The 10,714-nt window shown below is 70.2% G+C and carries 12 protein-coding genes; 8 read left to right on the top strand and 4 right to left on the bottom strand.

Translation table 11 applies throughout. From position 1 onward, the window contains the following. Nucleotides 1-1,281 (bottom strand): serine/threonine-protein kinase (locus tag JM949_RS28750; RefSeq protein ID WP_203151310.1); only part of this gene is annotated, 1,281 nt, incomplete at its 3' end. Between the two features lie 94 nt (nt 1,282-1,375). On the opposite strand from JM949_RS28750, the gene JM949_RS28755 reads away from it, so the two are divergent. Continuing rightward, nucleotides 1,376-2,056 (top strand): DUF7019 family protein, encoded by a 681-nt coding sequence (locus JM949_RS28755; RefSeq protein WP_203151311.1) that lies wholly within the window; start codon nt 1,376-1,378, stop codon nt 2,054-2,056. A gap of 5 nt (nt 2,057-2,061) precedes the next feature. After that, nucleotides 2,062-3,324 (top strand): protein kinase domain-containing protein, encoded by a 1,263-nt coding sequence (locus JM949_RS28760; protein WP_203151312.1) that lies wholly within the window; start codon nt 2,062-2,064, stop codon nt 3,322-3,324. Nucleotides 3,325-3,328: 4 nt separating this feature from the next. Here the strand turns inward: JM949_RS28760 and JM949_RS28765 are convergent, their stop codons facing one another. After that, a complete protein-coding gene (locus JM949_RS28765) occupies nt 3,329-4,546 on the bottom strand; it encodes an Imm21 family immunity protein (protein WP_203151313.1) in 1,218 nt (405 codons plus the stop codon). Nucleotides 4,547-4,750: 204 nt separating this feature from the next. Here JM949_RS28765 and JM949_RS28770 point away from each other — a divergent pair, with 204 nt between their 5' ends. From JM949_RS28770 to JM949_RS28780, 3 genes are all read left to right on the top strand, one after another. Beyond that, entirely contained in the window at nt 4,751-5,722 is a 972-nt protein-coding gene (locus JM949_RS28770; RefSeq protein ID WP_203151314.1) for a GlxA family transcriptional regulator, read from the top strand. An 89-nt stretch (nt 5,723-5,811) separates the two neighbouring features. After that, a complete protein-coding gene (locus JM949_RS28775; protein ID WP_203151315.1) occupies nt 5,812-6,396 on the top strand; it encodes a hypothetical protein in 585 nt (194 codons plus the stop codon). 53 nt (nt 6,397-6,449) lie between these two features. Further along, complete coding sequence (locus tag JM949_RS28780; protein WP_203151316.1) at nt 6,450-7,082, top strand: dihydrofolate reductase family protein; 633 nt, start codon at nt 6,450-6,452, stop codon at nt 7,080-7,082. Between the two features lie 129 nt (nt 7,083-7,211). On the opposite strand, the gene JM949_RS37890 is transcribed toward JM949_RS28780, so the two are convergent. Continuing rightward, the gene (locus JM949_RS37890) at nt 7,212-8,006 is read right to left on the bottom strand and encodes a DUF6461 domain-containing protein (RefSeq protein WP_309232366.1); all 795 of its coding nucleotides are present in this window, start codon (nt 8,004-8,006) and stop codon (nt 7,212-7,214) included. 22 nt (nt 8,007-8,028) lie between these two features. Here JM949_RS37890 and JM949_RS28790 point away from each other — a divergent pair, with 22 nt between their 5' ends. Further along, nucleotides 8,029-8,460: a hypothetical protein gene (locus tag JM949_RS28790; protein ID WP_203151318.1), complete on the top strand. Its 432-nt coding sequence runs from the start codon at nt 8,029-8,031 to the stop codon at nt 8,458-8,460. A gap of 257 nt (nt 8,461-8,717) precedes the next feature. After that, nucleotides 8,718-9,155 (top strand): beta family protein, encoded by a 438-nt coding sequence (locus tag JM949_RS39985; protein ID WP_407664841.1) that lies wholly within the window; start codon nt 8,718-8,720, stop codon nt 9,153-9,155. Here JM949_RS39985 and JM949_RS28800 read toward each other — a convergent pair. Further along, nucleotides 9,121-9,690: a sce7726 family protein gene (locus tag JM949_RS28800; RefSeq protein WP_203151319.1), complete on the bottom strand. Its 570-nt coding sequence runs from the start codon at nt 9,688-9,690 to the stop codon at nt 9,121-9,123. The genes JM949_RS39985 and JM949_RS28800 overlap by 35 nt on opposite strands. Before the next feature lie 414 nt (nt 9,691-10,104). On the opposite strand from JM949_RS28800, the gene JM949_RS28805 reads away from it, so the two are divergent. Continuing rightward, the gene (locus JM949_RS28805) at nt 10,105-10,518 is read left to right on the top strand and encodes a hypothetical protein (protein ID WP_203151320.1); all 414 of its coding nucleotides are present in this window, start codon (nt 10,105-10,107) and stop codon (nt 10,516-10,518) included. Nucleotides 10,519-10,714: the final 196 nt, after the last annotated feature.

The raw sequence follows: 10,714 nt of genomic DNA on the forward strand, positions 1-10,714 counted from the left end.
CAGGACGCCGGCGGCGGTCCGCACGTCGGGGCTTGCCGACGCGGCGGCCAACAGCCTTCCGGCGGCCTCGTCATCGCCCCGTTCGGCGTGCACGAAGCCGGGCAGGTGATCCGCCTGCCAGCGCTCCCCGGCGATCTCCTGCGCCGTCCGCAGCTCCGCCAGGACCTGCTGGTCGGTGATCGCCCCGCGTCGCCACCGGTACAGCGCCCAGTTGTAGACCGCCGAGGCATGGTGTGGGTCGATGTCGATGGCGTTGCGCCACAGCTGCTCCGACTCCGCGCCGCGGCCCAGGTCGAGCAGGGAGAGCGCCTGGTTGGACAGGCTGCCGGCGAGCAGGCTCGCCGCCGGTGGCGGCACCCGGGGGTACGGCGCGCCGACGGTGTCGGCGTACGTCTCGGTGACCGCGGTGGCCAGCTCGGCGAGGTCGCGCGGCCGGGTCTCCGGGTCGACGTCGAAGCACCGCCACAGCAGGTCGACGATCGGCGGCGGCATCGGCCGCGCTCCGGGCCAGCTCTCGCCTCCGGCGAGGAAGTCGGCGAAGGCCTCCCGCGCCGTCTGGCCGTAGCGGCAGGGTCGGCGGCCGGCGAACATCTCCAGTACGCACAGGGCCCACGACCACACGTCGGTGGCCCGGGTGAGCGTGACCCGCGCGCCGGCCGCGGCCTCCGCCTGCTCGGGTGAGCAGTACGCCGGGGTCATCCCTCCGAAACTGGCCGCCAGGCTGGTCTCCGGCAGCGTGTCGGCGACTGTCTCGACCGCGGCCCGGGCACCGGCCAACCCGAAGTCGGTGACCTTCGCGGTCCAGCCACCGTCGAGGTCCACCATGATGTTCGCGGGTTTGACGTCCTGGTGGATGAGGCCCTGCCGATGGGCGTGGTCGATGCCCCAGGCGGACTGCACCGCCAGGTCGAGCGCACGGGCGAGGAAGTCGGAGCCCTGGTCGCCGGGGTCGGGGTGCAGCCGCCCGGTCCGCACGATGTGCTCGAGTGAGCCGCCGGCGACCCATTCGGCGAACACGCAGGGAAGCCCGTCCACGCGGCGCACGTACGCGCAGCTGACCACGTGCGGATGCAGTCCGAGCCCGACCCAGGTGCCCGCCTCGGTCTCGAAGCGACCACGCTTCAGCTCGGTGGTCAACTGTTCGGGGCGTGGCACCTTGACGGCGAGGTCGGTGCCCCAACTGCCGTGCCGGACCCGGTAGACCAGGCCCATCCCCCCTTCCCGGGGCTGGTCGAGCACCTCGTACAGGTCCAGAATCAGCTCCCCCGGCCGCCACCGCATGGTGGCAGCCTCGCAGTCGGCCGGGCGCGGGACAACCGCCGGTCGATGGCTGACGGTAATGTCGGGGGCGAACCGGGCCGGTGAGGGAGTAGCCGTGAGCTTTCGTTACTACCTCTACATCAGCGACGCCAAGGTCGACATGTTGCTGTCCCAGATCGACCCCGGCCACCGCCGTGGACGATCCGCCGAGTTCAGCCTGAACCTCCCGTTCGTGGGCGCGAAGCACACTGTGGAGAGTCCCGCCGCCGACCAGGTGGCCCGGCTGGAGCGGGTGACGCGTTACCTGGACGAGCACGCCGACGTCGGCTCGGTGGACGAGCCCGGGCAGTTCTTCCGGGGGCTGCTGCCGATGCGGTGGGGCGTCGTCCCGGCGACGGACGGCCGGGCGCTTGTCTACTTCGGCGGCCGGACCGGGGACACCATCGTCGGCCTCGGCGGATCGTCGTTCCACGTGCTCGGGGCGGCGCCGCCCGCCGAGCAGCCCGCACACGTGTTCGGCGGAATGTCCACGATGCCCGCGCTGCTCGCCGGTCTCGTCGACACCGACGATGCCGTGCTGGCTCCGCCGGCGGGCGACGTGAGCCTGGACGCGGCCGACACGCAGGCGCTGGCCTCGGTGCATCGGGCCGGCACCCGGCTGCGGGGGCCCGCGCAGAACGTGGAGTTCCTCGCCAAGCGGCTGCTCTGCGGGCCCAGCCCGTACCCGGAGCTGGACGGCCGCCCCGGCATGACGGTGCTGCTGGGTTCCCCGCTGTACGTGGCGTTGGTCGACTGAAACCGGTGCCGGCTCCCCCGAGCGTCACGGTCACCGTGCGGACCAAATCGCACACCGACTCGTACGTGTTCCACGACCGCAGCACTGTCGTGGTGGGGCGCGCTCCCGGCTGCGGCATCCGCGTCGACGACGAGCGCCGCCGGATCTCCCGCCACCACTGCCTGCTCGACGTCGATCCCCCGACGGTTCGGGTACGGGACCTGGACAGCCGTAACGGCACCTTCGTGAACGGTCACCGGATCGACGGCGAGCACGAGCTGTCACCCGGTGACGAGGTCCGGGTCGGACGCGCCGCCCTGCGCATCACCGTCGAGCAGGGGCGTACGCCCGCGCCGCCGACCCGGCCGGATCCAGGTCGAGCCCTGCCGGCGCTGCTGGCCGCGGCGGCGGACGGCACCCCCGGTCTGCACGACTTCGCCGATCACCAGGTGCTCGACGAAATCGGTCGCGGTGGCCAGAGCGTGGTCTACCTGGCCCGCCACCAACCGACCGGCCAGCTCGTGGCCCTCAAGACCCTCCTCGCCGACCGCGCGGTGGATCCGGCCGCCCGGGACAGCTTCCTGCGGGAGATCGCCTGCACCAGGGAGCTGCGCCACCCGAATGTGGTCGCCCTGCACCACGCCGGGGCAGCCGGCGCGGCGTTCTTCTTCACCTGCGAATACTGCCCGGGCGGTAACGTCGCGCAGCTCGTCGCCCGACGCGGTGGCCGGCTCCCCGTCGACGAGGCGGTGCCGATCGTCCTCGACGCGTTGGCGGGGCTGTCCCACGCCCACCGAGCGGAGTTGCCGGTGGTGCTGGCCGGCGGCCGGACGACTGTCGCCCACGGCCTGGTGCACCGGGACGTCACGCCGCGGAACCTCCTGCGTACCGCCGGGTCCGTCACCAAGGTGGCCGACTTCGGGCTGGCCAAGGCGTTCGACCAGGCGGGTCTGTCCGGGCACACCGGGACCGGCGCCATCGGCGGAAGCATCGCCTTCCAGGCCCGCGCCCAACTGATCAACTACAAGTACGCCCGGCCGGAGGTCGACCTCTGGGCGGTCACCGCCTGCCTCTACTGGATGCTCACCGGGACGACACCTCGGGACTTCCCGGCCGGGACCGACCCGATCGCGGTGGTGCTGCGAACGACTGCGGTGCCCGTACGGCAACGCCTCGGGTCCGTTCCGCCCCGGCTGGCCGCCGTGATCGACGAGATGCTCGTCGACAAGCCGCGGGTGCCGGAGACGACGGCGGCGGAGCTGGCCGACGCCCTCCGGCAGGCCCTCTGACGGTTCAGGCCGGCCGCGTCTGCTCGGCCAGGTGCACCAGCATCAGCGCGGTGTGCTTGTCGGGTTCGACGTGCGCGGTACGGATCAGGTAGGTGCCGGCGGCCACCTCGACCGTGAGGTGGGTCGGCGGCTCCGGTCCGTCGCCGGCGTACCCGGAGTCGAACAGCCGGGCGGGCCCGGTTGTCGTCCAGGTGCCGGCGTCCGCCCAGTCCGCGATCGCGATCGCCTGCGGCAGGAGACGGATGACGTCCGCCTCGGAGTTGGCGTAGAGCCAGCGCACGAAGACCCGTCGGTCCGGGAGGTAGGTGGTGGTGGCCGGTTCGTCGGCGAGCACCAGCGCCTGACCCGCCCCCACGTCCAGGGTGCCGACGTAGCCGTCGATCCGACAGGCCCGCTCGTAGTCGCCCCAGTCGTCCGGGTCGTCGGTCGTCGCGCCCCGCCACTCGGCGAGCACCGCCGACGGCACGACGATCAGTGGCCCGCCGCCGGAGTCGACCCAGGACAGCTGACTGACGGGAGGGCGCGTCCGGGCGAGGACGGCGCCGAGGTCGCTCAGGTCCGTCACGACCGCGTCGGACCCGGCGGCGGCAAGGGCTTCGGCCTTGCCCGGCTCGTTGGCGTACCCGATGCAGGCGACGCCGGCGGCGTGGGCGGCGGCGACGTCGGTGGTCGAGTCGCCGACCAGAACAGCCGCCTCGGGTGCGACGTCAAGCGCGCGCAGGGCCCGCACGACAGGTGCCGGGTTGGGCTTGAGCAGATCCGGATGCTCCGCGCGCCCGACGATGGCGGCGAAGTAACGGGCCCGGTCGCGACGCCCGAGGTAGGCGTCGATGGCGGCGGCAGAGTTGTTACTGACGATGGCGAGCGACCGTTCGGTGTCGACACAGGCCCGGACCAGGTCGAAGACTCCGATCGTCGTCTCCGCCGACGCCGCCGCCGCGACCTCCGCCGCGGTCAGGGCCGCCTCGACGACGCCGAGCAGCTCGGGCGCGAACCCGGCGACCGCGCGGAGGAGTTCCAGCGGATCGTCCTGGTCGGCCAGGTCGTCGGGGAGCGCGACGCCCCGGCTGACGACCAGCTGACGCAGGTCGGCGGCGACGCGTGACGCGGACCGGCCACCGAACAGGCGGCAGATCGGGCCGTCGAAGTCGACGAGCACCACGTCGGCCCGCGACACGACGTCAGCGAGCCGGTCGGCGGGCCGTCCCATCTCGGTCGTCACCAGCTGCTCCACTTCCCGCCGCGGCGCGCGGCGCAACGTCTGGCGCACTCCCCGGGATGACGCTGACACCAGTCCGCGCCAAGTACAGCAGGGCCCCGAACGCCATCGACGGCTGGCTGCCTGGCACCCGCGACCGCCGTCCGGGCCTCGGCGGCGGCGCAACCGCCCTACCGATACCCCCCAGGGGTAGCTTAGGCTGTGTGGATGCGGGAACGGGTGTTCCTCGTCGTCGGCTACGACGGGGCAGAGCTGCTCGACATCGCCTGCGTCACGTCCAGTCTCGACATCGCCAACCGGATCGGCGCCACGCCGCCGTACCACGTCGTCCTGGCCACCCCCGGCCAGCGTGAGATCAGCTGCGACTCCGGGCTGCGACTGGCGGCCGAGGCGGCCCTGGAACGGTTCACCGGGCCGGTGCACACGTTGCTGGTGAGCGGTGGCCGCGGCCACGAACGCGCGGCGGCGAGCCCGCAGCTGGTCGGCCACGTCCGACGGCTGGCCGCGCTGGCGGAGCGGGTCGCGTCGGTCTGCACCGGGTCGACGGTGCTCGCCGAGGCCGGCCTGCTCAGCGGCCGGCGGGCCACAACCCACTGGATGTACGCCGACCGACTCGCGGACCGGTTCCCCGACGTGCGGGTCGACGCCGAACCGATCTACATCCGGGACGGTAACGTCGCGACCTCGGGCGGTGTGACCAGCGCACTGGATCTGACCCTCGCCTTCATCGAGGAGGACCACGGACCGACGCTGGCCCGGGGAGTGGCCATGGGCGCGGTGGCGTACCTGCAACGGCCCGGCGGGCAGGCGCAGATGAGCATCTTCCTGACCCGCCGGGTCAGCGCCGACGACCTGGTCCGCGGCCTCACCGACCACATCGTCAGCCACCTCGCCGACGACCTCGGCGCGACGGCGCTGGCGCGGCTGACCGGGGTCAGCGAGCGTCACCTGTCGCGGCTGTTCGCCGTACATCTCGGGCAGACCCCCGGGCGTTACGTCCGCCGGGCCCGCACGGAGGCCGCCGCGCACCTGCTGACCTCGACCGGCCTGCCACTGTGTGCGGTGGCGAGACGCTGCGGGTTCGGCTCGGCCGAGTCGCTGCGGCAGGCGTTCGTCGACCGGTACGGCGTGCCGCCGTCCCGCTACCGGGCGATGCGGGAGACGGCGCACTCGGGTTGACCCCAGCGCGTCGGACACGCGTCCCCGCTATTCGGACGTCGTCATTCTCCGAGCGCTGCCGCGCGTGTCGTCGGCGGCAGGATCGTGGCATGACCCAGCAGACCTCAGCGCGCCGGCCGCGGTTGGTCGATCGCTGGCCGGTCGTGGTGGCCCTCGTCCTCGTCGCGGGCGCGGTCACGGTGATCGCGCTGGTGAACGAGCACGCCGAGCTGTTCGGCCCGGCGGTGGCCACGATGGCCGGTATTTACCTCATGGCGTACGCGCTCGGCCGGCCGTCGAGCGCGTGGTTGGCCTTCGCCGTGCTGAGCGCCGTGGTGACCGGCCTGCACCTGCTGGCACGACTGGGCTCGCTGCCGGTCGAACCGGCGGTGGGGATGACACTGGTGCTGGTGCCGTTGTGGGTGTGGGCGGCAGTTCGGCATCGATGCGCCCCGACCCGGACCATGTCGGTGCAGACGGCAGGCATGCTGGCCTTCGGCGCGATCACCCTGCTGACCGCGACGACACAACCGCAGGTCGGCACCGCCGTGGCCGGCGTCGGCTTCCTGGCACACGGCCTCTGGGACGCGTACCACTACCGCGCCGACCTGGTGGTGAGTCGCTCGTGGGCGCAGTTCTGCGCGGTCGTCGACCTCGGCGTCGGCCTCGCGCTGGTCGTCGCGTCCACCGGCTGATGGGTGCGGCAGCGCGGGTCGGGGCTTTCCGAGGCGATACGAGAGGACGAGCGATGATCAGACGAAGCGGCAAGGTGATCGTCAACCAGACGATCTCGGTGGACGGGTACTCGGCCGGGCTCAACCAGAGCGAGGACCGTCCGTTCGGTGACGACGGTGGCGACGGTTGGGGAGAACGGCTGCACGCCTGGATGTTCGACGCGGGCGAGGAGAACCGGGCCGAGGTCGACCAGATCGATGCCGCCTCGGCGGTCATCATGGGACGCAACATGTTCGGGCCCGTGCGTGGCGGCTGGGACCGACAGTGGAACGGCTGGTGGGGCGACGATCCGCCGTTTCACGTGCCGGTCTTCGTGCTCACCCACCACGCGCGCGAGCCGCAGCCGATGAAGGGCGGCACCACGTTCCATTTCGTCACCGACGGGATCGAGTCGGCACTGACCCAGGCTCGGGCGGCGGCGGGCGACGGCGACATCTCGATTCACGGCGGTGCGACCACGATCAACCAGTACCTCGCCGCAGGCCTGGTCGACGAGCTGCGGTTGCACATCGTGCCGTTCACCCTCGGTGCCGGCGTGCGGTTGTTCGAGGGCGTCCCGCCGCTGAACCTCGAACAACTGACGTCGCGGGCGGCGAGCACGGTCCTGCACGTGACCTACCGGGTGCTGCCCTCGACGGCTACCTGACGACGCCCGGCCTGAGCGCGCGGACGGCGATTCAGCGGGCCCCCCGGACCAGGTGGTACAGGGTTCGGCGCAACGCCGGCCAGTCGTCGACGAGCGCGTGCCGGACGGCACCGACGGCGTCGACGGCGGTCACCCCGTTGCCCAACGCCGCGTGCAGGGCGTGGACGGCGCCGGCGCGGCCCGCAGCCGCGCGTCCAGATCGGGCTCGTGGTGGCCGAAGTTCGACGGCGGCCTCGGATCAGGCGGAATCACCCCGAGCCGCACCGTCACCCACGGCCCGGCCTGCGGATCGGCCCCCTCGTCGCTCATCCACTCCGCCGGCAGCCGGACACCGGTCCGCCGCTCCACGAACGCCATCGCCGCGGGTCGCACGTGCCCAGTGCCCCGCGCGGCGCGTACGTCGTCCAGGTCGTCGGCGAACGCGGACGGGTCGTCGCCGTGCCGCCGTTCGGGGTCGTTCAGGTCCATCCAGGCGAGCACCCTGCCGTACACCGCGTACGTGACGCCGCCGTTGCCGTTGATGGTCCAGTCAATCGTGTGCACCCGCGTGCCGTCGCTGAGCCAGCGCAGCATTTCAGGCCGGCTCAACGCACAGCCGTTGTCCTGGAACACCACCACATCGGGGCCGATCTGGGCCAGGTCGGCAAGCTCGCCCGACTGGTCGCCGCCCGGCTCGACGCGCTCGGCCGCAGGCGTTCGATAGCCCCGTCGACAGTGGCCCCGGCACTGGCTGGCTGCACCACGGCCCAGCTCAGCCCCTCGGCGAGCCGCTCCCGATCGGCCAGAAATCCGTCGTAGTAGCGCACCGCCTCGGACACCATCGGAACACCGTACGACGATCATGGCCGCTGGTGGTGCCGCCGGACACGTCCCGCCGGCCACTCGGCGCACTCCGCAGGCCAACGCCCTCGGCGTCGTAGACATCGACCGCCGTAGGATCCCCGCCGTGGGATATTCGGTGTGGCCCTCCGGCCGTCTGCACCTACCGGAGTCGGACGACACGGCCGCGGTCGCCGCTGTCAAAGCCGCCCTGACCGAACGAGATAATTGGTACCGGCCCGACGCGTCCGCGTCGGATGAGACGCTCACCGACATCGCGGAGATAGCCAGAGCCTCGATCACCCGCGACGGGGACTGGGTCGAGTTCGGCCACGACGACGAGGGCGACCCCAAGTGGTCGGACCGGGCCACGGCCTTCTACGTCGCGATCGCGCCGTTCGTTCGCTCCGGGGTCGTCGACATCGAGGGCGAGGACGGCGCTCGCTGGTCCTACACCTATGTTGCGGGGCAACTGACTCAGCAGGGTTGGAACGGTTGGGACGGCTCCATCGAGCCGTTCGGCGAGTACGTGGATCTACCACCCCAGGACCACCCGTAGTCCTGCCGGACGGGGTGTGGTCAGCGTGTCCGGGTCTCCCATACCGGGCGCTGGGGCTCGTCGTTGTGGACGACGATGTCGGCGTGCTGGGTCGGCCGGGCGGTAGCGAAATAGAGCTGTTGGGACGGGATGTAACGGTGCCGCCAGCGCCGTTCGACGTCAGCCCGGGATGACACCCGGCGCTCCCGGAACACGGCACGATCCTTGCCTCGCTGGGCAATCAAGGATGGGCATCAATCGTAGTTGCGTCAGGCGCCATGCCGTCCGCCATCACAAGCCTCCCCCGCAATGAAGCCACACCTATAACGAGATGGGATTGGGAGCTCTGGAAGCGACTAGCCGATCGCGGCCCAGATTTTGGCGACTACGCCATCGCACACCCGGAGATGCAAGGACCTGTGCCCCGCGGCCCCATTCCCAGCCTCAGGTACACCACGAGCGACAACTGGTGGATCTACCGTTGGGCCCGTAACGAGACCGGCGGCAACGACAGTTTCTATGATCTGTGCAAAGCCCTAGTCGCCTCCGACCATTGGCCGGCCGAGGGGGCAGATTTCTCGTGGGGCGACAGTGAACTCGCGCGATGCGCGAGACGGCAGCCGGGGCCAGGGAACGCAACGCAGTGGCGAGCGTGGGGAACTTCCCATCACCTCGCACACGTCATGAACGAGTTGGCCAGTCCTCCCGCGCCCTAAGCACGCGCCGTACCTCCGCCTGCAACTCCCCCAACTCAAGAGTCTCGGCGAGGCGTTCCCAGAAAAACCATCTCGGCACCTTCGACAAGCCGCCGTGGTTGCCGCGCTCTCTCAGTAGAGCCATTGCTTCGTCCCGCCAGAGCAACTGCGCCACAGAGAATGGATTAGGACAGGGGTTACGGCTGCCACGGCGGACGTTCCGAATCCGGACTGCACGTTTACCAGGAGCGGCGAGCCAGACACCCCACCACGAGGGAACCATTTTTGAGGCTTGGTCGAGATAGCGGTCGACCGTCACCAACGAGGCCCGGTCGAGCACCCTACTATAGAGCTCGGCCTGCACTTCTAGCCGACTCAATTTATCTTCATCGCTTTTGATCTCGAAGCCGGATATATGGCCATTGATGACTGCCACGTCTACTCTGGTTCGGCCAGCACAAAGGCCCAGCTCGTGTCGAATATAAGTGTCGGGATCCGATTGATATTTCGAGACAAGGAGAGCCGTTAGCGCCTGACGAATATCGCTATCACGCATCCCGCCTCCTTCTTCACTCGGTGCTGCTCCGACCGCCAATACTTCCATAAAGGGTTCAGTGCATCTAGCACCTGTCGCCTGCCTGAGCGTCCGGCCGAGCAGGTAGGTGATTCGGAGCAACACTTCAGCACGGCGGCCTGGCCGCCGAGAGCACCGCACCACGAGTGGCACCACGCCAAGATCACTGATCTAGCGGTTTACCTGGTGGGGCGGGCGGGACTCGAACCCGCGACCGAGGGATTATGAGATCAAGATGGGCGACCCGGCGACCTGCTGGGCTGTGCCCCTACCAGCGGGAACACCTTCCGGCATCTCTCACCACTCCCCTGCCGTCTGGGGACCTCTTGCGGACTGAGTGCGGACCGTTGACGGTCAACAGAGGCTACGGCCTCTGCCTATGGGTAGGCTTCGGACGTGGCGGAGCAGGGTTGGCGTGAGCTGACGCCAAAGACTATGCCCGCCCTTCTCTCCGTCGTGGACTGCGGCGACGGATGCATCCGGGAGTTGACGCTGAGGTCAACCTACGGACCCGATGCCGCGCAATCTGCATCCGTGGTCGTTGACGTCCAGCGCGCGTTTCAGCCCGGATGGGTACAGCTCACGATCGAGCTGAGCGGCTTGGTGCACCGCAAGATTGTCGACATCAACACCTTCTCCTGGGTGATGCTCGATCAGCCCCAGGTGGTGCGGGACGACGCTGGCCTCTTGCACCTAGACCTCGATCCCACGGGTGATATTCGGACACCTGATGACATGGCGCAGCACTCCCACGTGTACCTGGCCGCAAGGGAACTGAGATGGCGGCTCGACCCCCTACCAGCAAGCTAGCTACTCGCGGGCTGCGCGGACCGCAGCAGGCATGAAGATTCCCCTGCGGCATCGCCGCCTGTACGTGTGGAAGCGGATCTCCTCGTCGGGCAGTCGCCAGACCGTCCAGCCTCCCCGGACGGGGCCAAGGTCGTTCGTCCGGTAGGGCGCTCCACCTTGTCCCGTCGGGGAGCTGGTAGCCCTTGTGGTGCCCGAC

This window comes from Micromonospora tarensis (genome assembly GCF_016803395.1).
Lineage (GTDB): Bacteria > Actinomycetota > Actinomycetes > Mycobacteriales > Micromonosporaceae > Micromonospora > Micromonospora tarensis.